Source organism: Caulobacter vibrioides (assembly GCF_002858865.1).
Taxonomy (GTDB): Bacteria; Pseudomonadota; Alphaproteobacteria; order Caulobacterales; family Caulobacteraceae; genus Caulobacter; species Caulobacter vibrioides.
Genome location: NZ_PJRR01000007.1, coordinates 98,483 through 124,083 on the forward strand (window position 1 = coordinate 98,483; position 25,601 = coordinate 124,083).

General features: G+C 64.4%; 26 protein-coding genes and 2 pseudogenes. 18 read left to right on the forward strand and 10 right to left on the reverse strand.

Going from position 1 to position 25,601, the window contains the following annotated elements; translation table 11 throughout:
- Positions 1 to 2 precede the first annotated feature (2 nt).
- Together tcyJ and CVUC_RS03585 are read right to left on the reverse strand one after the other, a co-directional pair.
- Positions 3 to 788 (reverse strand): cystine ABC transporter substrate-binding protein, encoded by a 786-nt coding sequence (gene tcyJ, locus CVUC_RS03580; RefSeq protein WP_096033088.1) that lies wholly within the window; start codon positions 786 to 788, stop codon positions 3 to 5.
- A 107-nt stretch (positions 789 to 895) separates the two neighbouring features.
- The gene (locus CVUC_RS03585) at positions 896 to 2,011 is read right to left on the reverse strand and encodes a beta-ketoacyl-ACP synthase III (RefSeq protein ID WP_164468110.1); all 1,116 of its coding nucleotides are present in this window, start codon (positions 2,009 to 2,011) and stop codon (positions 896 to 898) included.
- A gap of 267 nt (positions 2,012 to 2,278) precedes the next feature.
- On the opposite strand from CVUC_RS03585, the gene CVUC_RS03590 reads away from it, so the two are divergent.
- From CVUC_RS03590 to CVUC_RS03620, 7 genes and pseudogenes are all read left to right on the forward strand, one after another.
- Positions 2,279 to 2,662, forward strand: a complete 384-nt coding sequence (locus CVUC_RS03590) for a hypothetical protein (RefSeq protein ID WP_164468111.1) — start codon at positions 2,279 to 2,281, stop codon at positions 2,660 to 2,662.
- A complete protein-coding gene (locus CVUC_RS03595; protein ID WP_096033090.1) occupies positions 2,662 to 3,564 on the forward strand; it encodes a sterol desaturase family protein in 903 nt (300 codons plus the stop codon). The genes CVUC_RS03590 and CVUC_RS03595 overlap by 1 nt, the downstream gene beginning before the upstream one ends.
- Before the next feature lie 847 nt (positions 3,565 to 4,411).
- A pseudogene (locus CVUC_RS03600) lies at positions 4,412 to 4,549 on the forward strand (IS6 family transposase); the annotation flags it as partial.
- 117 nt (positions 4,550 to 4,666) lie between these two features.
- Entirely contained in the window at positions 4,667 to 5,332 is a 666-nt protein-coding gene (locus CVUC_RS03605) for a transposase (protein ID WP_096033091.1), read from the forward strand.
- A gap of 214 nt (positions 5,333 to 5,546) precedes the next feature.
- Positions 5,547 to 6,530, forward strand: a complete 984-nt coding sequence (locus CVUC_RS03610; RefSeq protein WP_096033092.1) for a TRAP transporter substrate-binding protein — start codon at positions 5,547 to 5,549, stop codon at positions 6,528 to 6,530.
- A complete protein-coding gene (locus CVUC_RS03615; protein WP_096033093.1) occupies positions 6,527 to 7,021 on the forward strand; it encodes a TRAP transporter small permease in 495 nt (164 codons plus the stop codon). The genes CVUC_RS03610 and CVUC_RS03615 overlap by 4 nt, the downstream gene beginning before the upstream one ends.
- A complete protein-coding gene (locus CVUC_RS03620; RefSeq protein ID WP_096033094.1) occupies positions 7,012 to 8,295 on the forward strand; it encodes a TRAP transporter large permease in 1,284 nt (427 codons plus the stop codon). Before CVUC_RS03615 ends, CVUC_RS03620 begins: the two co-directional genes overlap by 10 nt.
- A 79-nt stretch (positions 8,296 to 8,374) precedes the next feature.
- On the opposite strand, the gene CVUC_RS03625 is transcribed toward CVUC_RS03620, so the two are convergent.
- The 3 genes from CVUC_RS03625 to CVUC_RS03635 all read right to left on the reverse strand — a co-directional run bounded on the left by CVUC_RS03625 (position 8,375) and on the right by CVUC_RS03635 (position 10,778).
- Complete coding sequence (locus CVUC_RS03625; protein WP_096033095.1) at positions 8,375 to 9,007, reverse strand: NAD(P)H-dependent oxidoreductase; 633 nt, start codon at positions 9,005 to 9,007, stop codon at positions 8,375 to 8,377.
- A 135-nt stretch (positions 9,008 to 9,142) separates the two neighbouring features.
- Complete coding sequence (locus CVUC_RS03630) at positions 9,143 to 10,171, reverse strand: NUDIX hydrolase (RefSeq protein ID WP_010919326.1); 1,029 nt, start codon at positions 10,169 to 10,171, stop codon at positions 9,143 to 9,145.
- Complete coding sequence (locus CVUC_RS03635; protein ID WP_096034761.1) at positions 10,134 to 10,778, reverse strand: YfbR-like 5'-deoxynucleotidase; 645 nt, start codon at positions 10,776 to 10,778, stop codon at positions 10,134 to 10,136. Before CVUC_RS03635 ends, CVUC_RS03630 begins: the two co-directional genes overlap by 38 nt.
- Before the next feature lie 106 nt (positions 10,779 to 10,884).
- Here CVUC_RS03635 and CVUC_RS03640 point away from each other — a divergent pair, with 106 nt between their 5' ends.
- Together CVUC_RS03640 and CVUC_RS03645 are read left to right on the forward strand one after the other, a co-directional pair.
- Positions 10,885 to 11,697, forward strand: coding sequence for a universal stress protein (locus CVUC_RS03640; protein WP_096033096.1), 813 nt, complete (start codon positions 10,885 to 10,887; stop codon positions 11,695 to 11,697).
- A gap of 31 nt (positions 11,698 to 11,728) precedes the next feature.
- Positions 11,729 to 12,103, forward strand: coding sequence for a hypothetical protein (locus CVUC_RS03645; RefSeq protein ID WP_096033097.1), 375 nt, complete (start codon positions 11,729 to 11,731; stop codon positions 12,101 to 12,103).
- On the opposite strand, the pseudogene CVUC_RS20260 reads toward CVUC_RS03645, so the two are convergent.
- The 5 genes and pseudogenes from CVUC_RS20260 to flmG form a co-directional block, all read right to left on the reverse strand.
- Positions 12,095 to 12,199: pseudogene (locus tag CVUC_RS20260) on the reverse strand (hypothetical protein); the annotation flags it as partial. The gene CVUC_RS03645 and the pseudogene CVUC_RS20260 overlap by 9 nt on opposite strands.
- 38 nt (positions 12,200 to 12,237) lie before the next feature.
- Positions 12,238 to 13,053, reverse strand: coding sequence for a hypothetical protein (locus tag CVUC_RS03650; protein ID WP_010919330.1), 816 nt, complete (start codon positions 13,051 to 13,053; stop codon positions 12,238 to 12,240).
- 98 nt (positions 13,054 to 13,151) lie between these two features.
- Positions 13,152 to 14,021, reverse strand: a complete 870-nt coding sequence (locus tag CVUC_RS03655) for an AAA family ATPase (protein WP_096033098.1) — start codon at positions 14,019 to 14,021, stop codon at positions 13,152 to 13,154.
- Between the two features lie 108 nt (positions 14,022 to 14,129).
- Positions 14,130 to 14,711: a UDP-4-amino-4,6-dideoxy-N-acetyl-beta-L-altrosamine N-acetyltransferase gene (pseH, locus tag CVUC_RS03660; protein ID WP_164468112.1), complete on the reverse strand. Its 582-nt coding sequence runs from the start codon at positions 14,709 to 14,711 to the stop codon at positions 14,130 to 14,132.
- A 160-nt stretch (positions 14,712 to 14,871) separates the two neighbouring features.
- Entirely contained in the window at positions 14,872 to 16,662 is a 1,791-nt protein-coding gene (flmG, locus tag CVUC_RS03665; RefSeq protein ID WP_096033100.1) for a glycosyltransferase FlmG, read from the reverse strand.
- Positions 16,663 to 16,860: 198 nt separating this feature from the next.
- Here flmG and flbT point away from each other — a divergent pair, with 198 nt between their 5' ends.
- From flbT to CVUC_RS03710, 9 genes are all read left to right on the forward strand, one after another.
- Positions 16,861 to 17,286: a flagellar biosynthesis repressor FlbT gene (gene flbT / locus CVUC_RS03670; RefSeq protein WP_010919334.1), complete on the forward strand. Its 426-nt coding sequence runs from the start codon at positions 16,861 to 16,863 to the stop codon at positions 17,284 to 17,286.
- Positions 17,246 to 17,608, forward strand: a complete 363-nt coding sequence (flaF, locus tag CVUC_RS03675; RefSeq protein WP_010919335.1) for a flagellar biosynthesis regulator FlaF — start codon at positions 17,246 to 17,248, stop codon at positions 17,606 to 17,608. The genes flbT and flaF overlap by 41 nt, the downstream gene beginning before the upstream one ends.
- A gap of 247 nt (positions 17,609 to 17,855) precedes the next feature.
- Positions 17,856 to 18,677, forward strand: a complete 822-nt coding sequence (gene fljL, locus CVUC_RS03680; protein WP_010919336.1) for a flagellin FljL — start codon at positions 17,856 to 17,858, stop codon at positions 18,675 to 18,677.
- A gap of 276 nt (positions 18,678 to 18,953) precedes the next feature.
- A complete protein-coding gene (gene fljK, locus CVUC_RS03685; protein WP_010919337.1) occupies positions 18,954 to 19,775 on the forward strand; it encodes a flagellin FljK in 822 nt (273 codons plus the stop codon).
- A 112-nt stretch (positions 19,776 to 19,887) separates the two neighbouring features.
- Entirely contained in the window at positions 19,888 to 20,256 is a 369-nt protein-coding gene (locus tag CVUC_RS03690) for a flagellar protein FlaG (RefSeq protein ID WP_010919338.1), read from the forward strand.
- A 179-nt stretch (positions 20,257 to 20,435) separates the two neighbouring features.
- Positions 20,436 to 21,272, forward strand: coding sequence for a flagellin (locus CVUC_RS03695; protein ID WP_012640244.1), 837 nt, complete (start codon positions 20,436 to 20,438; stop codon positions 21,270 to 21,272).
- A gap of 65 nt (positions 21,273 to 21,337) precedes the next feature.
- Complete coding sequence (gene pseH / locus CVUC_RS03700; protein ID WP_096033101.1) at positions 21,338 to 21,892, forward strand: UDP-4-amino-4,6-dideoxy-N-acetyl-beta-L-altrosamine N-acetyltransferase; 555 nt, start codon at positions 21,338 to 21,340, stop codon at positions 21,890 to 21,892.
- A 79-nt stretch (positions 21,893 to 21,971) separates the two neighbouring features.
- On the forward strand, positions 21,972 to 24,836 hold the full coding sequence (flaEY, locus tag CVUC_RS03705) for a regulatory protein FlaEY (protein ID WP_096033102.1): 2,865 nt from the start codon (positions 21,972 to 21,974) through the stop codon (positions 24,834 to 24,836).
- A 61-nt stretch (positions 24,837 to 24,897) separates the two neighbouring features.
- Positions 24,898 to 25,587: a hypothetical protein gene (locus CVUC_RS03710; RefSeq protein WP_096033103.1), complete on the forward strand. Its 690-nt coding sequence runs from the start codon at positions 24,898 to 24,900 to the stop codon at positions 25,585 to 25,587.
- Positions 25,588 to 25,601: the final 14 nt, after the last annotated feature.

The following is a 25,601-nucleotide window of genomic DNA, read 5'->3' on the forward strand; positions in this document are numbered from 1 at the left end:
CGCTATTGGGTGACGTCCATGCCGAACCACTGCTGCGAGATGGCGGCCAGCTTGCCGTTGGCGCGCAAGGCGTTGATCGCCTGGTTGATCACGACCTTCAGGGCCGGATCCTTCTTCATGGCCACGCCAGAGCCTTGCGCGGCGAACGGCTGGCCTGAGGCGACGAACTCCGGCGAGGTCTTCACGAAGTCGGCGGCGACAAGGCGGTCGTTCAGAACAGCGTCGATTCGGCCCGCACGCAGGTCCTGATACTTGGTCGGATCATCGTCATAGGTCCGGACGTCTGCGGTCGGCACATTGGCGCGAAGCCACTGCTCGTAGTTCGTGCCAAGGCCCACGCCCACCTTTTTGCCGGTCAGGCCCTCGGGCCCGGTCGGGGCGGGCTTACCCTTCAGTGCGATGATCTGGATGCCCGAGACGGTGTAGGGTTCGGAGAAGTCGTACTTGGCCTGACGATCAGGGGTGATGGTGATCTGGTTGATCACCACGTCGATGCGGCCCGACTCCAGCGAGCCCAGCAGGCCGGCGAACGGCGCCGGGCTGAACTCGGCCTTTACGCCCAGTTGCTCAGCCAGGGCCTTGGCGAAATCGACCTCAAAGCCCGCCAGTTGCCCGGACTTGTCCTGGAAATTGAAGGGCGGGTAGGTGCCTTCCAGTCCGACGCGCAGCTTGCCCGACGCCTTGATCCGGTCCCACCCGCTGGCCCCCGCGTCCGGCTTCTTGCCGCACGCGGCGAGCAGGGCGAGGCCAAGGCCGGAGAGGACAGCGCGGCGGGCAGGGAATCGCATCGAACAGACCTTACGGCGAAACAATCTCGCGCATTTCTATACAGGCGCACGCGGTCCGCTAGCCCGTAGATGGCGAAAGGGGCGGGGTGTTCCGCCGCTGGTCTCGATCAACGCTTACGGACGAACACTGTGCCGGCCGAATAGCCGGCGCCGAAGCTGCAGATCAGGCCCGTCTCGCCCGGCGCGAAGTCGTCGTTGGCCGAGTGGAAGGCGATGATCGATCCGGCCGAGCTGGTATTGGCGTACTCGTCCAGGATGATGACGTTTTCGCCCGGGGCCGGGTCGCGGCCCAGCACCTTGCGGCCGATCATCTCGTTCATGTTGATGTTGGCCTGGTGCAGCCACAGGCGCTTGAGGCCGGTCGGATCGACGCCCAGGTCCTTGGCGTGCTCGACGATCATCTCGCTCACCATCGGCACCACCTCGCGGAACACCTTGCGGCCTTCCTGAACGAACAGCTTGTCCTTGGCGCCGACCCCTTCCGGCGCGGCGCGGTTCAGGAAGCCGAAGTTGTTGCGGATGTTGTTGGAGAACTGGGTCTTCAGACGGGTGCCGACGATCTCCCAGCCGCCTTGCGCCTGGTCGGCGTCCTCGATGATCACTGCCGTGGCGACGTCGCCGAAGATGAAGTGGCTGTCGCGATCCTGGAAGTTCAGGTGGCCCGAGCAGATCTCGGGATTGACCATCAGCACCGCCTTGGCGCTGCCGGTCGTGATGAAGTCGGCGGCGGTCTTGATGCCGAAGGTCGCCGAGGAGCACGCCACGTTCATGTCAAAGGCGAAGCCCTCGATCCCCAGAGCCTGCTGCACCTCGATCGCCATGGCCGGATAGGCGCGCTGCATGTTCGAGGCCGCGCAGATCACCGCGCCGATCTCTGACACCGGCTTGCCCCAGCGGGCGATCGCCTGCTTGGCGGCTTCGACGGCCATTTCGGCCAGGATCGAGATTTCCTCATTAGGGCGCTCGGGGAGGATCGGGCGCATGATCTCCGGATCGATGATCCCGCTCTTGTCCATCACGAAGCGCGACTTGATGCCCGAAGCCTTCTCGATGAACTCGGGCGAGGAGGGGGCCAGGGCGACGACCTCGCCGGCCGCGATGGCCTCGGCGTTGGCGGCGTTGAAGCGCTCGACGAAGGTGTTGAAAGCCTCGACCAACTCGGCGTTCGAGATGCTGTGAGGCGGGGTGTACAGCCCCGTGGCGGCGATGACGGCTTGCGGCAAGACGACGGTCCCGATGATACGCGCGGACCTCGCTGCAGAAGAGACGGGTCCGCGTTCTGACACTTGTTTGAACCCGTAGATAGCACGGTTGGCGGTCTCGTCACCCTCCTCGAGCGTCTGGCTGTCATCCCCGGGGGGCGGACTTGGCTCGCCGGGGCCGGCGCCCGCGCCTTGCGCCTTTCACCGAGGCTGGGGCGTTCACGGCTTGACGACCGTCCCCCGGTCGTCAATCTGAACGGCAATAAGTTACGGGGGGATGCGTCGGTCTTGGACAAGGCGCTGTTGATTCAATTGGGCGGCTCGGTCGTGGCCGTGGCGCTTCTGGTGGCGTTCGCCGGCTGGCTGGGCGTGGCCCGCGCCACGCCGCCCCTGGACCCCGCCGCGGCCAAGGCGCTGCTCGATATCGAGTTCCCCGACCATCAGCCCCAGGCCACCTGGATCGCGGCCGATGGGGCGGGCGTGATCGCGCGGGATGGGGACCTCGCGCTGGTCCTCTACAAGCGCGGCGACGGCTATGTCGCCCGAGACCTGCCCTGGAGCGCCGTTGCGGCGCTGAAGCCGGCCGCTGGACGCCTGACCGTTCGTGTCTCCGACGCTCGTCCCACCTTCGCCGTCAATGACGATGTCTGGCCGCCGAAAGAGCTCGCCTGATGCTGAAAGCCCCCTTCGATCCCGTCCAACTGGCGATCCCGTTTTTCGTCCTCGCCATCGTGCTGGAGATCCTGCTCGGCCGCTTTGGCAAGGCCAAGGCCAACTATGAGACGCGCGACACCGCCATGTCGCTCAGCATGGGCCTGGGCAGCACCATCGCCGGCGTGCTGTTCGGCGGCGTGATCTTCGCGGCTACGGTCTGGGTCTATGAGCATCGGCTGTTCACGATCCCGATGACCGCGGTCTGGGCCTGGGTCGCGGTCTTCTTCCTGGAGGACCTGACCTATTACTGGTTCCACCGCATCGCCCACGAGCGCCGGTTCTGGTGGGCCAGCCACGTCAATCACCACACCTCGACCCACTACAACCTGTCGACCGCGCTGCGTCAGACCTGGACCGGCGGCGTGGCCGGGACCTGGCTCTTGTGGCTGCCGCTGGTGTTTTTCGGCTTCCCGCCGGCGATGGTGGCGATCCAGAAGGGGATCAGCCTCGTCTACCAGTTCTGGATCCACACCGAGGCGGTGAGGCGCATGCCGCGCTGGTTCGAGGCGGTGTTCAACACGCCCTCGCATCACCGCGTCCACCACGCCCGCAACCCGCGCTATCTGGACGCCAACTACGCCGGCATCCTGATCATCTGGGACCGCCTGTTCGGCACCTTCATCCCCGAGGTCGACGAGGAGCCCTGCCGCTATGGCACGGTGAAGAACCTGGGCAACTTCAACCTGTTGCACAACGTCTTCCACGAGTGGGTCGGCATCGCCAAGGATGTGGCGGGCTCGAAGTCGCCGAAGGAGGCGATCGGCTACGTGTTCGGCCCGCCCGGCTGGAGCCCGGACGGCTCGCGGGAGACCTCGCATACGCTGAAGGCGAAGTGGCGGGCGCGGGTAGGGGGCGAGTAGCGGTCGGCTCCTCCAAACCGACCCCATCGGCTATGACGATGGCCTCAACTGGTACGCCCATGTAGGCAATGGAATTACGGTGACAGTGCAAATAGCTACCAACAACCTTATGCAGCGCAGGCCCGCGCTTGGCCTAGCGTCCAATTAGTGCACTGTCACCGTAACACCACCGTAACACCAAGTTGTCTTAACGGGAAAGGTGAGGTTCTAATGAATGTTGGAAATGAAGATGGAACTATAAGTTTAGTCGACATTCCTGACGCGATAAACCCCGCCACAGGGGTACTTAAAAGCCTATATGTTCCTAGATTTAGCGCGCTCAACGCCGCCAAGATGGATTTCTGCCCATTTCCCGAAGATGGCTGGATTTGGTATGCGCAGGATATTTACAATTACCTTTCTTCAATAAATCCTTCGGGTGTCATTTTCATTGTATGTGAAATTGACGATCAAGAGTTAGGAATGGAATCTCCACTTCAATTCAAGAATTGCTACGAAATAAAATTTCCATATGTGGAAGATTTCGTATACGCGGACCTTCATGGGCGATATGTTGCTGTATCCACAGATGGATCTATCGTTATATGTATCGATTACACTGATTTTAGTATGATATTGTATAAAGACGAACTAAATATATTTTGCGACAATGTTAAAATGTGGCCGTATGGCCTAGTTGATTACATCTCTGAATGCGAGAATGAATATTCTAGAGAATTCTTTGTGAAGTTAATGAATATTTACAAGAGATGATGGCGGTCTCGGGCATTGGTGCTGTCAATTTAATGACTTCCGGTCCCGGAATTCTGGGCTGAATACAGTTCGTTGCGGCGGTCAGGAGCGCCCGATGCGTGCCTTGTCCTTCAAACGGTATCGGTTCCCGGCCGAGGTCATCCAGCACGCCGTGTGGCTCTACTTTCGCTTCACCCTGAGCTTCCGTGATATCGAGGAACTGCTCGCGCAGCGCGGGATAGAGGTCAGCTGGTGAAACGGGGACACGCACTCTTTTTGGCGCGGTCCGCGTCTGAAAATTGAAAGGATTACGGGATTACGGTGACAGTGCACTAATTGACGCCCCACCGTCCCCATGTGAGCCTCGCCCATGGCCCGGCTCGCCCGCACGGTTTTCGAAGGTGTTCCCCACCATGTGACCCAGCGGGGCAATGGTCGGGCGCAGACGTTCTTCAGCGACGCCGACTATCAGCTCTATCGCGACCTGCTTGCCGAGAACGCCGTCAAGGCGAATGTCGAGGTCTGGGGCTGGGTCCTGATGCCCAATCACGTCCACCTCATCCTGGTTCCATCCGATCCCGACGGTCTGCGCCGCTGCCTGGCCCCGACCCATCGCCGCTATGCCGGCGTCATCCATGCGCGCGAGAAGCGCACCGGCCACTTCTGGCAAGGTCGCTTCGGCTGTGTGCCGATGGATGAGGCGCATCTGGGCGCGGCCCTGCGCTATGTGGCGCTCAACCCTGTGCGGGCGCGGTTGGTCGACCGGGCTGAGGATTGGCGCTGGTCGAGCCTGCACGCCTGCCTTGACCCCGCCCGGGGCGACGGCCTGACCCGCACCGAGCCGGTGCTGTCGCGCTATCCCGACTTCGCCGCGATGCTCGCCGATGGCGAGGACGAGGCGGGGTCTGTGGCGCTGCGTCGCGCGGAGACCATCGGCCGGCCGGTGGGGGAGGCGGTCTTTCTTGAGGATCTGGAGCGCCGCTCAGGCCGCTCGCTCAGTCCCGCCAAGCGGGGGCGCAAGCCGAAGCAGAATTGAGTGCACTGTCACCGTTTTCCACTGTCACCGTTTTCCAGGCCGCCGAAACGCCCGTAATCGCCCTGTAATTCCACTGTAATCTCACTGTAATCCCAGCCGCATTGTCACCGGTTACCTCGCATGGTTGGTTCACGAAACACCGGCTCGAGGAAGACGAGGCTCATGAGCCGGCTCACGAACTTGGCTGTGGGCTCGTCAAGGAAACCGATCGCCTATGAGGCCCTCTCGCCGAGCGTTGATCACCACGGCCCTGGCGGCCCCTCTCGCGGCCTGTGTCCAGGAGATCGGCGAACGGCCGTTGCGCGTGTCCGATACGCACCCGGCTGGCTATCCCACGGTCGCGGCCGTCGCCGAGATGGGGCGGCTCCTGGCCGAGCGGACCAAAGGTCGACTGCGCTTCGCGATGTATCCTGGCGGACAGCTGGGCGAGGAGATCGACACGCTGGAGATCACCATATTCGGCGGGCTGGACCTCAATCGGGTGAATCTCGCGGCCTTGAACTCGATCGCAGCCGAGACGATTGTGCCATCGCTGCCCTTCCTGTTCCGGTCCAAGGCCCACATGCGTGCTGCGCTGGACGGCCCGCCCGGGCGGGCGATCCTGGACAGTCTTGAGCCGCATGGACTGATCGGTCTTGCCTTCTACGACTCCGGCGAGCGCAGTTTCTACAACACGCGGGGGCCGATCCGCACGCCCGCCGACCTGGCGGGGCTCAAGCTGAGGGTTCAGAGCTCGGACCTGTTCGTCGCTCTCGTTCAGGCCATGGGCGGCGACCCTACGCCCATGTCCTACGGGGAGGTCTATCAGGCCCTGGTCACCGGCGTCGTGGACGGCGCCGAGAACAATTGGCCCTCCTATGAGGACAGTCGCCACTTTGAAGTCGCCGGGTTCTACTCCCTGACCCGCCACGTCATGACGCCCGAGATCCTCGTCATGTCGGCCCGGACCTGGAATCGCCTCAGCGCCGAAGACCAGGCCGTCGTGCGCGACTGCGCCCGGCAGTCGGTGCCCTTCATGCGGGAGCTTTGGGACGCACGCGAGACGGCCGCTCGAGCGCGGGTAGCGGCGAAAGGCGTCCAGATCAACGAGGTCGAGACCGCGCCGTTCCAGGCCCTGGTTGCACCGGTCTGGGACCGCTTCGCCCGAACAGCGCGCGCCCGCATGCTGGTCGATCAGATCAAGGCCATACCCGGATGAGCGCCCTGTCCTTCCTGTCGCGAATGATCAGCCGCGCCACCCTGATGCTCGCGGGTGTCGGCCTCTTGGCCATGACCTGCATCATCGGCTGGCAGGTGTTCGCCCGCTATGTGCTGAACGCCTCGCCCTCCTGGGCCGAGCAGTCGGCTCTCGTACTGTTGATCTGGTACGTCATGATCGCAGCCGCAGTGGGTGTGCGCGAGGGTTTCCATATCGCGCTGGAGCTGGGTGAGGACACCCTGTCCGCGCGCGCGAACCGTGTGGTGCGGATCGTCGCCATGATCGTGACCCTCGCGTTCGGCGCCGCAATGGGCGTCTGGGGCGGGGAACTCGTCGCCCGGGTCTGGAGCCACGACATTCCAACATTGGGCCTGTCGCGCGGCTTCGCCTACCTACCGATGCCGATCGCGGGTTGGCTGATCGTCTTCTTCGCCGTCGAGCATCTGATCGCAGAGGCCCAAGGCAAGCGAGTGGAGCCCCTATGGCGCTGACTATCCTGATCGTATCCCTCTTCGTGCTGATGCTGCTGCGAGCCCCGGTCGCGGTCGCGCTGGGCGTGTCCAGCCTCCTGACCTTCCTGGTCATGGACGTGCCGCCGGTCGTGGCCTTCCAGCAGATGTCGGCAGGCATCTCGACCTTCTCGCTGATGGCGATCCCGTTCTTCATCTTCGCCGGCGACCTGATGGCGCGGGCGGGTATCGCAGAGCGGCTCGTTCGCCTGGCGTCGGCCTGCCTGGGGAATGTGCGAGGCGGCCTCGGGCCCGTGAATGTCGGTGCGACCATGATGTTCTGCTCCATCTCGGGCTCGGCCGTCGCATCGGTTTCGGCCATGGGATCGACTCTGATCCCGATGATGCGGCGCGAAGGCTACGACGCCGACTATGCCGTCAACGTCACGACCTGCGCGGCCATCCTGGGCGTGCTGCTGCCGCCGTCGCACAACCTTATCCTCTATGCAGCGGTCAGCGGCGGAGCGTCGGTCTCGGTGTCAGAGCTCTTCCTGGCGGGCATCGTTCCGGGCGTCTTGACCGGCATCATCCTGGCGATCACGGCTTGGGTCGTAGCGGCGCGGCGCGGCTACCCCAGGGGCGTCTTTCCCGGTTGGAACGCCCTCGGACGCGCAGCAATCGCGGCCATCCCCGGACTGTTCACGGCGGTCATCATCTTCGGCGGGGTGCTGGGCGGCATCTTCACACCGACCGAGAGCTCGGCTGTCGCCGTGATCTATACGGCAGTCATCGCCTTCTGCGTCTATCGCACCCTAGGCCTGCGCGACTTCGTTCAGGCGGCCCAGAACGCGGTCAAGACCACCGCCATGATCATGCTGATCATCGGCACGGCGGCGGCCTTCGGCTGGTTGCTGGCCATGAACGAGGCGCCTGCCCGCCTGGCCGAGGGCATGGCTTGGGTATCCGACAATCCGATCATCACCCTGCTGATGATCAATATCATCCTGCTGATCCTCGGCACCTTCATGGACATGGCCCCGCTGGTGATCATCACCACGCCCATCTTCCTGCCCATCGCCATGAACGCAGGCATGAGCCCGGTCCAGTTCGGCATCGTCATGATGCTGAACCAGGGGATAGGCTTGGTGACGCCACCGGTCGGAACAGTCCAGTTCGTCGGCTGCGCGATCGCCGGGATCAAGATCGAAGAGGTCATGAAGAGCATTTGGCCCTTCTACGGGGCGTTGATCCTGGCCTTGCTGGCCGTGACCTACATCCCGGCCGTAACGCTCTGGCTGCCCAGCGTCGCCGGCTGATGCGCCTCTTAAGGCGCGAGACGGACCGGAATGGAGCGCGGCAGGGGCGATCGCACCTGCCGCGCTCCACCAGTCGAGGTTACTTCACCTCGGTGACGAACTGGTCGCGCGGGCGACGGACCTTCTGCAGATTCACCAGCCAGTCGCCCTCGACCTGACGGTAGCCCAGCGGCGCGATCGTCACCGAGCGCAGGCCGCGCTCGCGGAGGCCTAGGATTTCGTCCAGAGCCTTGGGATCGAAGCCTTCCATCGGGGTCGCGTCGACACCCTCGAAGGCCGCTTGGGCCAAGGCGAGGCCGAACGCGATGTAGGCCTGGCGCGCAGCGTGCTCAAAGTTTGTCTCGGGGTCGCGCTGCGGATAGGCCGACAGAAGCATCTGGCGATAGTTTTCCCAGCCTTCGTTCCGGAACCCACGAACCTCGTTGACGAGGTCGAACATGTGGTTGATCCGCTCGGCGGTGTAGTTGTCCCAGGCCGCGAACACCAGCAGATGCGAGCCGTCGGTGATGGGGCTCTGGTTCCAGCCGATGGCCTTGATCTTCTCGCGGACCTCGGCGTTGGTGACGACAATGATCTCGAAGGGCTGCAGGCCGCTGGAGGTCGGCGCCAGTCGCGCGGCTTCCACGATCCGCTCGACCTTGTCCTCGGAGACGACCTTGGTCGGATCCATCTTTTTGGTGGCGTAGCGCCAGTTCAGTTTTTCAAGCAGCACAGGAAACCCTCGTTTGATCCGCGCGCAGCGGTGAGAGCTCGGATGTGGCGTCGCGGATCGAAATCGCAACCATTGCGGTTTCAAAAATCGATTGATCCGGGGTACTGACCAGGATCCTGCGCCATTGCGGCGACGCTAGTCCCGCAGCAACGGCAGCGAGAGCCCGGTCGCCTGGCGCGTCGCCAGCATCTCGCGGCGGAAGCGGAACAGCTCGGCCGGGCGGCCGCCGGTTTCGGCGTCCAGGCGCCCCAGGCCCTCGACCAGTTCCTCGCGCTCGACCACGCGGCGGAAGTTCTGCTTGTGCAGCGGCACCCCGGCGATGGCCTCGACGGTGCGCTGCAGGGTCGAGAGGGTGAACTCCTCGGGCGTCAGTTCGAACACCACAGGGCGGTACTTGATCTTGCCGCGCAGGCGCGAGAGGCCCGTGGCTAGGATGCGCCGGTGGTCCGAGATCATCGGCTCGCCCAGGGCGGCGGACAGGGCGGCCGGTTCGGCGGGGTCCTGGCCGTCGGCGCGGGCGCGGTCGCGGGCGGCTTCGGGCGCCAGGCCCGCTTCGTAGAGCAGCTCGTAGCGCTCCAGCACCCGTTCCTCGTTCCAGGGCGCGCCGTCCAGGGCGAAGGCCAGGCGCGCGCGCGACCACTTGGCCGCATCGTCGGCGGCCCAGCGCTTGAGGGCGGGGGCGATGGCGTCGTCGAGCAGGGCGGGGCGGCCGGCGCGCCAGTCTTCCCAGGGGAAGAAGCGGGTCCACGGGGCCCAGGCCGTGTCGGGGGCGTCGGTGTCGACCGCCTTGGGCGTCAGGCCCAGATAGCCGACCGAGACGACGCGCGCGGCGCCGGCCCCGACCTCGGCGCGGGGGGCGTCCCGGCCCTTGTCGCCGAAGGTGTAGAGTTGCTCGACATAGCCCAGCTGGAAGCGGGTCTGCTGGGTGACGAACGCCCGCAGGCCCAGCTCGAAGGTGCGGTGCGCTTCGGGATCGAACGGGCCGAACGGCAGGCCCGACAGCGGCGAGGCGATGTCGGTGACGGCATCGTGCGGGCGCACGGTCAGGACGACAGCCTCGCCGTCGCGGATCGCGACGACCACCGCCGACAGACCGATGACGACCGCCGTGTTCATGCCGCTCCGTTCATTCGGTTTCGAACGCCTCGCCTGGCGCGGATTCATAGCCCGCCGCCCGTGACAATACGTGGAAGCGCTTCACATAGCGCGCCTGGGCCTCAAACGGCGCCAGGGGCGTGATCCGCAGCTCGTAGCCCGCCGGCGGTGCGCCGAAGATGGCCAGGGACTCGGCGTGCTCGAAGCCGGCCAGTTGGGTCGCCTCGAAGAAGGCGCAGGCGCGGTCGGCCTGCTTGATCAGCTTCTTGATCGGGGCGGGGGTCTTCACCGGCAGGCCAAAGCGGATGTGGATCGCGTCTTCCAGCCGGGTCTCGAAATCCTTGTAGCTGACGCCCAGCGCCGCCTTGAACGGGCTGATCATGTCGCCGATCACATATTCGCTGGCGTCGTGCAGCAAGGCCGCCAGGCGCCAGCGCGGCTCCAGGTCCGGCTTGATGTGCGCGGCGATCTCCTCGACCACCAGGCTGTGCTGGGCGACCGAGAAGCCGTGATCGCCCACGGTCTGCCCATTCCAGCGCGCCACGCGCGCCAGACCATGGGCGATGTCCTCGATCTCGATGTCCATCGGCGACGGGTCGAGCAGATCGAGCCGTCGTCCGGAGAGCATCCTTTGCCATGCGCGGGGCGGTCCGCCCCGATGCAGCCCTTTGGCCACGTGTTCGTTCCTCACGATGAAGTCGGTTGACTGGCGCATCGGTTGAGAAAGATCAATGTGGGCGTCGCCGTCATCTGTGGAAATGCCCTCGAAAGGGAGTTCGATCATGAGTTGGGCGAGAATTATGGTTCCGCTGGCCGGAACCCCGAACGACCAAGGTGTTTTGACCTCCGCCGCAACCTTGGCGGCCGCCTTCAACGCAGAACTGGCCTGCGTCCATGCTCCCGCTGACATGGCCGATCTGATGCCGTGGATGGGCGAGGGCTTTATGGGCGGGGTGCAGGTCACCGCTCTGGAGAGCCTGAAGGAGGCCGCGCAGGAAGGCGCCAAGACCGTCGGCAAGATGGCCGCCGGTCTCGGCTATGGGCGCACCCGCGTTATCAGCCTGGACTCGCCCGTTTGGGCGGGCCTGGCGATGGAGGGCCGGCTGTCCGACGTCATCGTGTTCGACGACGCCGCCGCGCGCGGGAAGGGGCCCCTGGCGGAGTCCTTCCAGCAGCTGGTCGCCGACGAGCAGCGCCCCATCCTGGTCGCGCGTCCCGGCTTTAGGACCGATGGCGTCGCCCTGATCGCCTGGGATGGCGGCAAGGAGGCCAGTCGGGCGGTGCGGACGGCCTTGCCTCTGTTGGAAAAGGCCAGCGCTGTGGTCGTGGCCGGAGCTCCGGCGGCGTCGTCGCGCGCCTTCGAGTTGGATCGCCTTGTCGAATTCCTCGCCGCGCGCGGGGTCAAGGCCGGCGTGCGGGCGCTCGAAGGAAGCGGTGACGCCGGCTCGCTTCTGCTGGGCGCGGCCAAGGACGTGAACGCCAACCTCCTGGTCGCCGGTGCGTTCGGTCACCCGCGACTGCAGGAGTTCATCTTCGGGGGCACGACCAGAACCTTGCTGAACAGCGACGGTCCGTCCCTGTTCCTGTCGCACTAGATTATTGAAATCATAAAAGAAAGGGAGGCTTATGTCTCTTTCCCGGATCGTCATGCGCCTGGCGCGCAATCCCGGCACAGAGTTCGCCGGCGGCGACGACCATCGTGGCTACGCCCTGACCGCGCCGCTCACCGAGGACGGCCATATCGATGAGGGCGAGTACGCCAAGCTCAAGGCGTCCTGCAGCGTCCGCCGGTTTGCGCCCGACGAGGACGCGGTCGATGGTCGCCTGAACAAGCGCGGCCAGCGCTGGTTCTTCGACTATGACGCCGCCGACGAGGCGGACGACGAGCCGCTGCATCGCCTGGGCGAGCACCGGTTCGCGCTCGGCGAATATGTCACCGTCACGGACGAGGACGGCCGTCCGCTGACCTACAAGGTGATGGAGGTCGCGCCGCTACAGTAGGCGTGGAAAGCCCTCTTCCTTCGACAAGCTCAGGATGAGGATTTCGTGTGAACCGGGGCTGACAGCCGCCCTCACCCTGAGCTTGTCGAAGGGCGAGCGCGTTTCTGGCGGCGAACCGGGCCCCTGGCGCCGGCTCAGCCGCCGACGTTGTGGCGGACGAGCGCCTTCATGTCCTTGAACAGGTCATGGTCGTCGGTGTTGCGGTTCTTGGCCTTGACCACCGCAACGGCCAGGGGGCCGCCTTTGGGGCCGCGGGCCTCGTAGCCCGCCACGCGGTAACCGTTCGGCGCCTTGTCATTGGCCAGGATCAGCGTGGAGCGCACCGCATCGCCGCTCTTTGAGGCGCGGATTTCTGCGCCATTGTCGTTGGCCTTGATGGTGACGTCGCCCTCTTGGGCGTCCTGGGCGTTGACATTGACCGAGGCCTGACCGCCGTCAGTCTTGATGTTGACGTTCTTGTTGACCTTCACCTCGGCGGTCTCGCCATCGCTGTTGATCGTCAGGTGGCCGATGCGGATGTCAGCGGTGTCGCCATGGGCGTCGATGTGTACGCCCGGCAGGTGGATGCTGGTCTTGTTTTTGCCGTCCTTGCCGCCCTGGGCTTCAGGAGGCTTGGCTGGCGCTGAAGGAGTCGGAATCACGCCCTTCAGTTCAGCCTCGATGGGAGCCAGGGCGGCCTCGGCGTCGCCGCCGTTCAGGCGAACAAGGCGCAGATCGACCGTTCCCTCACTCGAGGTGTACGAACACGACTGTCCGTCAGCGGCGGCGCTGATCCGAGTGAGCCCGCCCTGGCGCTCGGGACAATCCAGGCGCTCGATGGCACGGATGGCGTCCCGACCCAGGTGGGGCTCAGCGCGGTGATCCTTGTCGGACGCCGCAGGCTGACAAGCGCTCAAGGCTGCGCCCACGCCGATCAGCAGCGTCGCAAACCGCCAGTTCGAATGACGCATGGTGTTTCCTCGGCCGTCCCCTGATGGGCGGGAAGGTGGCCGCGCGTCTGGCGCGCGTCCAGTGAAATCCCGGTAACGGCCGTTTCGCCGCGGACGCCTTACTGGCCCGGACGAGCGCCCGAGCCTTCGCGGCGGGCGAGGAACGCCAGACGTTCGAACAGATGGACGTCCTGCTCGTTTTTCAGCAGCGCGCCATGCAGCGGCGGGATTAGCTTGGTCGGATCCTTCTCGCGCAGGACCTGATCGTCGATATCCTCGACGAGCAGCAGCTTCAGCCAGTCCAGCAGTTCCGAGGTCGAGGGTTTCTTCTTCAGGCCCGGCACCTTGCGCATGTCGTAGAAGATGCGCAGCGCCTCGGCGACCAGCTTCTGCTTGATGCCCGGGAAGTGGACATCGACGATGGCCTGCATCGTCTCGGCTTCCGGGAAGCGGATATAGTGGAAGAAGCAGCGGCGCAGGAAGGCGTCAGGCAGTTCCTTCTCGTTGTTCGAGGTGATGATCATCACCGGCCGCACCTTGGCCTTGATGGTCTCGCCGGTCTCGTAGACGAAGAACTCCATGCGATCGAGCTCCTGCAGGAGGTCGTTCGGGAATTCGATATCGGCCTTGTCGATCTCGTCGATCAGCAGCACCGGGCGCACGTCGCTCTCGAAGGCCTCCCAGAGCTTGCCCTTCTTGATGTAGTTCTTGACGTCCTTGACGCGCTCGTCGCCCAGCTGGCTGTCGCGCAGGCGGGTGACGGCGTCGTATTCGTAGAGGCCCTGCTGGGCCTTGGTCGTCGACTTGATGTGCCAGGTGATCAGCGGCGCGCCCATCGCCTTGGCGACCTCATAGGCCAGGACGGTCTTGCCGGTGCCCGGCTCGCCCTTGATCAGAAGCGGGCGCTCCAGCGCCACGGCGGCGTTGACCGCGACCTTCAGGTCGTCGGTGGCCACATAGTCGGAAGTACCTTCGAAGCGCTGGCTCATGCCTATCTCCGCCGGAATCGGATCCGGTTCGAACAGTTGTTCAAATTTAGCGGATCAAACTACCGGCGCTCGCGCGCTTGGCAAGGGTGTCGATAGGGAAGGTGGCGTTCAGGCCGCGCGGCAGGTGAGATCGGGGATCGCGTAACCCTTGGTGCGCAGGCGCTCGGCCATGGCGTCGCGTCGGGCGGCCCAGTCGCTGGCCAGCAGCCCCAGGCCGATCACATCGACCTCGTGGCCCTGCTTCATCACATGTTGCCGGAACAGCGCCTCGCGCTGGAAGCCGTACAGTTCGTGCAGCCGCCAGACGCTCTCGTTCGAGATCAGCACCTCGCACCACAGCTTGTTCAGGTGCAGTTGGTTGAACACGTATTCGATGATCTGGAACTCGACGAATGATCCAACGCCGAGGCCGCGCACCTTGGGGCTGGCCAGATAGTAGGCCCAGGCGCAACGACGGTGAACGAGATCGATATCGGCCAGATTGGCCAGACCCACGGGCTCGCCGTCGGCCTCAATGATCCAATAGCGTCGGCGCGGATCGTGCCGCGCGACATCGAACCAGTGGTCGTGCTCCTCGTGGCCGATCTTGTGGTCGGAGTACATATAGGCCGAGACGTCCGGGCTGTTGCGCCAGATCAGAAGCCTCTCGCGATCGCTCTCGACGAGATTCCGCAGTCTCACCGCCACCATGGTCCTCATCCTGAACCCTCGCGCTGTCGGCGGTTCGGGGTTCGGGCCAGGAACACGCCGCCAAACGCTGTTGCGAACAGTCGAGGCAAAGCCCCGACCGCGCACCAGTCTGTCGCGTCCGACGGGGCAGGCTTTGATCCGTCTCAAGTAGGGCGGGCGGTCAGGATGCGGCGAAATCGCGCAGAGCGGCGGCGACGCGACCCATGGTCGGTTCCCAGACCCCGTACTGCTCGGTGACGAAGCAGCGAACGCTCGGATACCAGGGGTAATAGTCGGTGCCGAGGCGGGTCCAGGACGAGGCGCCGGTCAGCATGAAGATCGGCGTCCCCACCGCACCGGCCAGATTGATCGTGGCGTTGGAGAACCCGATCACCAGGTCCACCGCCGCGCAGAGAGCGGCCACGTCGTCGAGGTCGGCCTTCAGATCAATGCCTTCCGGCTGCCAGATCTCCACGCCCAGCTCTTGCTTGGCGAAGGCGATCTCTTCCTCGCAGTCGCCATACTGCAGGTTCACGAACACCAGGCCTGGCGTGTGCAAAACCGGCTCCCACAGGTGGAAGGGCGAAAACTGCCGCGCGCGTTCCGCGTTCAGTTTCAGGCTCTTCCAGAGCAGGCCGACTTTCGGGCCGGGGCCAAGCTTCTCGAGCTCGGCCTTCCAGTGGGCCACCCGCGCCGGATCCGGCTGCAGGAAGGCGTTGCGCTTGGGAAACGCCTCGGCGGTGGGGCGAAGGCTCGGCAGGAAGTCGCCGATGGCCGCCCAATAGTCGAAGCGGTCCCAGTTCTCGATATAGGGCGCGGCCCGGAACACGCGGCCTTCGTAGGCGATCGTACGGTGGGCGGTCACCTCGACCTTCGGGAAGGTGCGCTCGAACAGCGGTGCCAGACGGCGCTCGACCGCCAGGGACAGGAAGCCGTCTGGGCCCAAGGCTTCGACGATGTCGGGCAACATGTTAGCGAACATCACCTCGTCGCCCAGGCCCTGCTCGGTGGTGATCATCAAGCGCTTGCCTTTGAGGTCCTGTCCTGACCAGCGGACGCCAGGAATTTGGAACCGAGGCGCGTCGCTCAGCGCCGGCGAGAAGCGTGACTCATAAGCCTCCCAGCCTTCGCCGACGCGGCCTAGAGCCAGTAGAATCGTGGCGCGGGCGAACTGCATCATCGCCAGATCTTCCGGCGAGCCGGGGCTGCGCATGGCGGCTTCGCAATCGGCCAGCGCGGCCTCTATCTCGCCCAGATCGAGCCTGGCGAAGGCGCGGTTGTGATAGGCTTTCGAAAAGTCGGGCGCGAGGCGCAGGGACTCGTCGAAGAACACGATCGAGCCCGCCGCGTCGCCGATATTGCAAAGCACCGTGCCCAGCGTGTTCCACAGCACCGCAGCCTCGGGGTTGGCGCCCAGGGCGGCCTTGAGGACTTCGATGGCTTCGCTTTCGCGATTAAGCTCGCGCAGGGCGCACGCCAGGTTGTTGGCGCCCTCGACATCGTCGGGCCGAGCGAGACGGTAGTGTGCGAAGAACTTGGCCGCCAGCTCCGGCATGTTCATGCGGAAGGCCAAGCGGCCCAGGTCGCCGGCGACGGGGCCATGGTCGGGCAGCAGAGCCAGCGCGGCTTCATAGGCCCGCAGCGAGGAGGCGAAATCGCCGGTCTTCTCGCGTGCAATCGCCAGGATGTGCCAGGCTAGGCCCAGTCGCTCGTCCTTCTCCAGCAGCTTCAGGGCCAGCTTGTCGGCCTTGGCGTAGTCCTGCAGTTGCACGGCCTGGATCGCGCGCGCCAAGTGCTTGGCGTTGTCGACGTTCTTGGTGTCCTGCGCCGCCCGATTCAGGCGCTCCAGCGCCTCGGCGGACGCCGAATCGCCCATGGCGTCGGCGATAACACTGGGGTGGATGCCCGAAGCGCCGACATCGGCCTGGGCCAGGACGCTTGCCGAGGATTCCAGGGCGCTTTTACGGGACATGGCGGAGGCCTTAGACTTTGCTGTTAACCATGTTTTGAGGCGCTATGCTTAACTGAGTCCTAAGCTGCGTCTTACGGTCGCAAGCGCGGTCGTTCGGGGTGGCAAGGTGGCGTTAACACGTGTTCGCCTAGCTTGCTGTCCAAGCCGCCGCCCTGGCGGATCTGGGCTCGCAGCGTCAACGAAAGGGAGCGGCATCAAGTGCCTTTGAAGCTGTCGCTGAAGCCTGGGGAAAAGTTCGTTCTTAACGGCGCTGTCGTGCAGAACGGGGATCGACGCGGTGTTCTGGTTCTCCAGAACAAGGCGTCCGTCCTTCGGGAGAAGGACATCATGCAACCGGATCAGGTGACGACGCCTGCGCGTCACATCTATTTTCCGGTGATGATGATGTATCTCGACGAGGTCGGGGCGGAGAAATTTTACGAGGAATTCGCTACGCGCCTTAACGAATTCATGGGCGTTGTGCGGAATCCTGTGGTCCTCCAGGACTGCATCGCCATCTCCAAGCACGTGATGGCGCGAGAATACTACAAGGCTCTGATGTTGAGCCGGAAGCTTATCGAGTACGAAGACGAGAGGTTGGGGCATGTCTCTTCGGGCGTATCAGCAGGCGGCGACGCGGGCTGAGAATCCCCGTGAAATGGAGTACCGCCTGTTCGGGCAGGTGACGCGCGCCCTGATGGATGCGTCGCAGGCCCCGGCGGACGACATCGCCACGCGGATCGATGCGTTGGACTGGAACCGCAAGGTCTGGTCCGCGCTCGCGACCGACTGCGCGCTTCCTGAGAACCAGCTCCCGATGGAGCTGCGCGCCAGCATCATTTCGCTGAGCCTCTGGGTGGGGCGTCACTCCAGTGCGGTCATGCGCAAGGAGGAGGATTTTGAGCCCCTCATCGAGATCAATCGCATGATCATGCAGGGGCTGGCTGGCCGCGCCGACGCGGCCTGATTCTGCCTTTCGGGCAAGGCTGTATGTCTTGCCCAGTCATTCTGGAAAAAGCTGCCGCCCGGCGAATTTTGCATTCGCCGGGCGGTTTTGTTTTTGGCCGATAGCCCCCAAAAAGATCAGCAAAAACAAATAGATATTTTTCCTCGATTTTGGCGCGGGGCTGGCCCGCCGCTTGCGATGGTTCGCGCGGGCAAAACGCCAGCCCGGCAATACGCCGGAAAAATCCCACCAAAACGGTAGGTATCAAATGCTGAACTCGATCAACACCAATCCTGGTGCGCTGCTGGCGCTCCAGAACCTGAATTCAACTAACACGGAGCTCGCCGCCACTCAGGGCCGTATCAACACCGGCAAGAAGGTCGCTAACGCCAAGGACAATGGCGCGATCTGGTCGATGGCCAAGATGCAGAGCGCGACCGCGTCATCGTTGAACTCCGTGAAGGACTCCCTCCAACGCGGTCAGTCGACGATCGATGTGGCGCTCGCTGCAGGGGACACCATCACCGATCTGCTCACGAAGATGAAGGAAAAGGCCCTGGCCGCTTCCGACACCTCGCTGAACACCGCCTCGTTCAACGCTCTCAAGGCGGACTTCGAGTCTCTTCGCGACCAGCTTCAAAAGGCCGCGACGAACGCGAAGTTCAATGGTGTCAGCCTCGCTGACGGCAGCACCACGAAGTTGTCCTTCCTCGCCAACGAGGATGGCAGCAACTTCACGGTGACTGCTCAGACCCTGTCCCTCACGGGCATTGGTCTGACGGCGACCTCGACCTTCACCGACGCCGCTACGGCCAAGACGATGATCGCGACGATCACTACCTCGTTGCAGACGGCGACGAACAAGCTGTCGTCCCTGGGTACGTCCTCTGTCGGTCTGGACACGCACCTGACCTTCGTGGGCAAGCTGCAGGACAGCCTGGACGCCGGTGTGGGCAACCTGGTCGATGCGGATCTGGCCAAAGAAAGCGCCAAGCTCCAGTCGCTGCAAACCAAGCAGCAGCTGGGCGTCCAGGCGCTCTCGATCGCCAATCAGACGCCGCAGACGATCCTGTCGCTGTTCAAGGGGTGACCCCGATACGCCGGACGGCTGTCAAAAGCCGTCCGGCGCCTCTTTCCTGCTGGGTGCGCAGATAGTGCCCGGCAACAATTTCCCATGGCGAAAGGCTCTCGGCAGAAATTGCCGGGAGCCTTCGTCGTTAATGGAACTATAACGCATATTTTTCAGTGATTTAGCGCAGCTTTGCTGGTGGGCAGAATTGGCCCGGCAATTGCTTCAGGTCCTACCGAGCAAAATGCTCCCGGCAGCCAAAATGGCGTCGGACACCTTGAAAAGGACTCTTTCGTTATGGCGCTGAACAGCATCAATACGAACGCGGGCGCGATGATCGCCCTGCAAAATCTGAATGGCACGAATTCCGAGCTGACGACCGTTCAGCAGCGGATCAATACCGGCAAGAAGATCGCCAGCGCCAAGGACAATGGCGCCATCTGGGCGACCGCCAAGAACCAGTCGGCCACCGCCGCCAGCATGAACGCCGTGAAGGACTCGCTGCAACGCGGCCAGTCGACGATCGACGTCGCGCTCGCCGCCGGCGACACCATCACCGACCTGCTCGGCAAGATGAAGGAAAAGGCCCTGGCCGCTTCCGACACCTCGCTGAACACCGCCTCGTTCAACGCCCTGAAGTCGGACTTCGACTCGCTGCGTGACCAAATCGAAAAGGCCGCGACGAACGCCAAGTTCAACGGTGTCAGCATCGCGGACGGTTCGACCACCAAGCTGACCTTCCTGGCCAACTCGGACGGCAGCGGCTTCACGGTCAACGCCAAGACCATCTCCCTGGCGGGTATCGGTCTGACGACCACCTCGACCTTCACCACGGCCGCCGCCGCCAAGACGATGATCGGCACCATCGACACGGCGCTGCAGACGGCGACCAACAAGCTGGCCTCGCTGGGCACCAGCTCGGTCGGTCTGGACACTCACCTGACCTTCGTCGGCAAGCTGCAAGACAGCCTGGACGCGGGTGTGGGCAACCTGGTGGACGCCGACCTCGCCAAGGAAAGCGCCAAGCTGCAGTCGCTGCAAACCAAGCAGCAGCTGGGCGTCCAGGCGCTGTCGATCGCCAACCAGTCTTCGTCCTCGATCCTGAGCCTGTTCCGTTAAGGGGCAGGGACGGGGGCGAGTCGTCTGGTTCGCCCCCGCCTTCTCCGGTTCGGTTGCGGGATCTTCCTCAACAGAAAAGGAGGGCCGACCGATAAACGTCGGCGTTTGAAAAATGGAACCTAAAGCCGCACTGTCGGCCATCAGAGACTTTATAGCCCCTGTCGCGCCGTCGAACGCCCCGGACCTCTCCGAGGGCGCTAAGGTCGTTGTGGGTCAGCCCGAGAAGGCTGTTGAGGCCGAGACGGCGCTCAAGGCCGAGCGTCAGCTAGCCGCCGAGCCTGAGAAGCCCGTCGATAACGGTCCCCAGCCGGGCGATCTGCGCCTGGTGATCGAGCATGACGACGCCTCGGGCGCCTATGTCTACAAGACCGTGGATCGTCGCACGGGCGAGACGCTTCAGCAGTTTCCCCGCGAAGAAATCCTGAAGATGCGTGACGGCCCAGACTACGAGAGCGGAGACGTGTTCGACGGGCAGGCTTAGGGCCGTTTGGCCGGCCGCTCGCCCCGACCCGCGACCGCCTGTCGCGGGTGTTAAGAGTTATGGTTTATAAGCGTTAACCATAATCTTACTTTCTGAGACCAATCTCGGCTGCGATTTGATCGCACGCCGAATCGCGCGCGATCGCAACCAACGGCAAAATCGCCGATCGGAGGCCGCGCATGGCGCTTAGCGTCAACACGAACCAGCCCGCGCTGATCGCGCTGCAGAATCTCAACCGCACCAACGACGACATGCAGGCGGTGCAAACCCGTATCAATACGGGTGAAGCCATCTCGACGGCCAAGGACAACGCCGCCGTCTGGTCGATCGCCCAGGCGCAGCGCGCCGATATGAGCGCTCTGGGCGCCGTGAAGATGAGCCTGGATCGGGCGACATCGATCGCGGACGTGGCCCTGGCCGCAGGGGAGTCGGTTTCGGATCTCCTGAAGCTGATGCGCGAGAAGGTGGTCGCCGCCAAGGACACCTCGCTGACCACGACGTCGCGTCAGGCCTTGAACGCAGACTTCCAGGGTCTGATCAAGAACCTGAATCAGGTGCTCAGGAGCGCAACGTTCGACGGCGCCAATCTGCTCGACGGCAGCCAGGCCGCCGACATGAGCTTCCTCGCCGACGCGGATGCGGGGCAGGCGATCACCCTGACCCTGCAAAACCTGTCGCTGGGCGGTACGATCAACACCCTGACCGCCACCGACGACATCCTGGACCCGGTCAACGCCGCCGGCGTGCTCACGCGCCTCGACGCGACGCTGAGCGCCGTGAACCAGGCCGTCGGCAACATCGGCACCCAGGCCAAGCAGATCGACGCGCACAATACCTTCGTGGCCAAGCTGAACGACGTGCTTGAGACCGGCGTCGGTAATCTGGTGGACGCCGATCTCGCCAAGGAGAGCGCCCGGCTCCAGGCCTTGCAGGTCAAGCAGCAACTGGGCGCCCAGGCCCTGTCGATCGCCAACGGCGCCCCGCAGATCATCCTGTCTCTGTTCAAGGGCGGGTAAGGCTAGGTCCCGTCGCGCCCAGGGGCTAAGCTGCCGCTGGGCGAACCGGGGATTCGGCTACGGGCATGATCGAGCTGCGAGACTTGTTGGACGAGGACGAAGCGGTTCTCTTTCAGTGGCGGTCCGAACCCGAGGTCGACCGCTGGATGTCGGATGCCGATCTTCCGAGCCGAGAGGCGCACGCCGTCTGGTTCCAAGCACTGCGTGGCGATCCCGACATGCGGGGCTGGATGATCACCCGAGGCGGAGCCCCCATGGGCCTTCTCACGCTCACCGGGCTGACCAGTCATCATCGTCGCGCCAGCTGGAACTGGTTTCTGGGCTCGGCCGAGGCGCGAGGCAGGGGGGTCGGTCGCGCCGCTCAGGTCCTGGGCCTGGATCGCGCCTTCCTGGAGCTGGGTCTGCACAAGGTGTTCGCCGAGGTGATGGCCGACAATGACGCGGCTCTGAAGGCGCAATCGGCCGCCGGTTTCCGTCGCGAAGGCTACCTGCGCGGCCATGTTCTGAAGGACGGTCGGCCGCGTGACGTGGTGCTGCTTGGCATCCTCGCCTCCGAATGGTCCGAACTGCGCGAAGTGGCGCGTCGCGCACTGTCGGACGCGCACCTTATCGCCGCTTAATCTCAAGCCTTAACGAGTCGTCAGCGATCCTGCGGCAAGGGTATGACCGGGGAGATTCGCGCCCCGGTCGGGACTCGCCGTGATCACTTTCGATTCCAGCGCGCTGCTCAGCTACTATCAGGCCCGTACGGGCCTGACGGGCGCTGGCGCGTCTGGTGTCTCGGCCTCTCCGTCGCGATCCAAAGCCGTCGTGCCCAACGCGCCCTGGCTGAGCAACACCTCGCCGCCGGCCAGCGATCTCGTCCGAACCGCTCTGGCCGGCCGAAAGTTCATCGACGAGGGCGCCAACACATCGAGCCTGAAGGGCGTCAGCGCAGACTACAAGAAGCTGTTCGCCACCTATCAGGCGCTCAACACCCTTTCGGCCTTGGCGACGCGCGCCGGCGAGAAGGGGGTGACCGACGGCGAGGTTTCCCGCTTGCAGACGGCCTTGAGCAAGGGCCTCGGCGAGATCAGCGGCTATGTCCAGAACCTGTCGCTAGACCAGATGCGCCTTACGACCGGCGCGGTCATGACCAGCGACAAGGGCACGGTCGGCGTGCCGAAAGCCACCTACAGCTACACGACCGATACGCTTTACACCGGCCAGTTCGACGACGAGATCCCCCGGTTCAAGGGCAATGTCTCGTTCGACATCTCGGTGAAGAGCTTCGGGGTCACCTCGAGCGTCACCATGGACCTGTCCGAGATGGGCGCGACGCCCCGGACCATGTCCAATGTCGTCAGCTATATGAACGGCAAGATGAAGGCGGCTGGGTTCAACACCGACTTCTCGGTTCAGCGGACGGTGGGTCAGGAGCGCACCGTACAGGTCAACGGCAAGCCGGTGAAGCTGCCGGCCACCGGGGATGACTTTGCGCTTCGGGTCAACGGCGACTCTGTCGAGCAACTGACCTTCAGCGCGCCGACGACGGCGCCGGCGGTTTATGTCACGACCCGAGCTGGCGATCCGGATCCCGACAAGAAGGCCGAGACCGACGATGGCGTGTTCGAGACCACGCTGACCAAGTACAGCGCCGCCGGAGCCGCCGGTGGGCCTGGCGCGGGAGCGCCCGGCGGCAAGGTCTTCAGCGAGACGCTTCAAGGCACCATTTCCAGTGTCCGCAAGTCGGTCACCGGCGCGGACGGCTCGGTCTACATGCTTGCCGATGTGTCGACCGCCGTCGACGGCAAGACGGATATCAACGGCCAGCCGATCAAGGGCGAGAGCGATGTCGCCCTGCTCAAGTACGACAGCGCGGGTCATCTTCTCTACGCGCGTTCGCTGGGCGCCACCGACAACGCCAGCGGCCTGTCGCTGGCTGTCGCCAGTGACGGTAGCGTCGCCGTGGCGGGTTCGGTCAGCGGCAGGCTGCAAGGCGCGGTCAATGGGCCGATCAACAACAGCGACAGTTCGAGCACCACCGACAGCTTCGTGACCCGCTACGACGCTAAGGGCGACGAGCAGTGGACAGTGCGTCGCGGCGGTCTGCAGGAAGACGAGGCCACGGCCCTGGCGTTCGGCGCCAACGGCGTCCTCTATGTTGGCGGTCGCAGTAAGTCTGATCTGCCAGGCTCGGTGGGGACGGACCCCTCCGGCGGCTGGGACGCCTATCTCTCGGCCTTTGCGACCGACGGCAACGGCCAACCCAAGGCGCTGTTCACCCAAAAGTTCGGCACCGCCGAGAACGACTCTGTGTCGGATATTGTCGTCAACGGTTCGCAGGTCATCGTCGGGTCCAAGGAGAACGGCCAAGCGATGCTGCGCAGCTTCGAAGTCACCCCATCGGTGGTGACCGAGAATGTGACCAAGCTGAACCAGTACGGCGCCTATGAAAGCGTGCCTGTCACCTACACCAAGACCGCGACCCTCACCGCCGGCGCGACCCGTGATCTGGGCTCGCTGAAGGGGGGCGAGATCGCCGGCCTGAAGATCGATGGCGGCCAGCTCTATGTCGGCGGCTACACGGCCAACAATTTGATGTCTATCGGGGGCGCGACGACCGCGCCGTCGGGCGGCATGGACGGCTTTGTCGGCCGGATGTCGCTCGACATCTCCGACACCAGCGACGACACGCTCACCTACTACGGCGGAACCGGCGACGACACGGTGACGGGTTTCGCGGTCTCCAACGGCACGGCCTGGCTGGTCGGCGCGGCCGGCAAGAACCTGGACGGCGAAGAGACGGTCGGGACCAAGGACGGCTATGTCGCCCAGGTCAATGTCGGCACCGGCGCCGTTGACTGGAGCCAGCGCGTCACCGGCAAGGACGGCTACGCCACGCCGACCTCCGTTGCGGTCTCGTCGTCCGGCGCTTCGGCCCTGGACGCTTTTGGCCTGCCTGGCGGGACGATGGATTTCAGCCAGTCCAACCGCATCGTGTCGGCTACGGCGGCGCGGGCCGGCGACACCTTCCAGATCCGCACGCGTGAGCGCGGCGCGCTGACGACGGTCACGATCGACGCCAACGACACGCTCGAGACCCTGGCCGACAAGATCAAACGCGCGTCTGGCTTCCGCGCCAAGGTCGAGACCGCCACGAACGGCAACAGTCGCGTCCTGAAGATCAGTCCCGCCTCCAATAACGCCACGATCGAAATCATGCCCGGCAAGGGCGGAACCGACGTCCTGCGCTCGCTGGGCATAGCCGGCGGCGTGGTGCGCGCGACCAAGACCGAGGATGGCAAGACTGTTTCAGCGGACGGCAGCGGTCCCGTCTATGGGCTGCAATTGCCGCCTGAGCTGGACCTGACGACCGAAGCAGGACGCAAGAACGCCAACATGGTCATTACGCGGGCCATGTCGCAGGTTCGCACGGCCTATCGCGAGATCGCCGACACGGCGCTGGGCATCAAGAACGACGGGACGACCGGTTCGGGCAAGACCGGCGGTACGGTTCCGGCCTATCTGAAGAACCAGGTCGCCAACTATCAAGCTGCGCTCAATCGCCTGACGGGCGGCTAAGCTTACCTTTTCCACGGCCGCCACGCTTGAAAGCGTCATCATCGCGTCGTAGCCAAGTGTCATGGACTTTCTAAAAGATCGACGGATCATCCTGGGCGGCGGCGCGGCGCTGGCGCTCGTCGCGGGTCTGGGCATCGCCGTGGCCCTGATGTCGGGTCATGACAAGAAGCCGGCGGAGGACCCGCCAGCGTCTCGCGCGGGGCTGATCGTCGAGACCGGACGCGCCGACGACACCAAGCTGGATCCGGCCCGTCCGCTGCGCTGCTTCGTGGGCGGCGCCTTTGTCGGCGAGATCACCCTGGCCGAATGCGCCAAGAAGAACGGGGTCGCCACCGGCGCGCTGGACGTCGGGGTCGACGAGACCGGCGCGCTGGCCGCAGCCGATCAGGCCGGCATGGTGTTGACCCCGCTGCCGCCGACCCCGACCGACACCGCGCCACCGGTGACGACGCCCACGGCGACCACCGCGCCGGCGACCCCGTCGTCCGCCTCGGCCAATGCCCCGCTGGCGGCGTGCTGGCGCTATGCCGGCAACGAATGGCGCAGACTCCCGGGCGACATCACCCTGAACGCCTGCGCTCAGCAGTTGTTCGGCGGTCGGTGTGAAAAGCCGGGCGGCGCGACCTATGGCCGTTGGGGCGAGGAGACGCTGCGTCTGGTCCCGGGCCGCGTCGAGATTTCGTCGGATAACCGCAGCTTCCACACCGCTTTCGAGCAGGCCGCGAACTGCTCTATCCCGAACGTCGGATAGGTTTATAAGTGTAA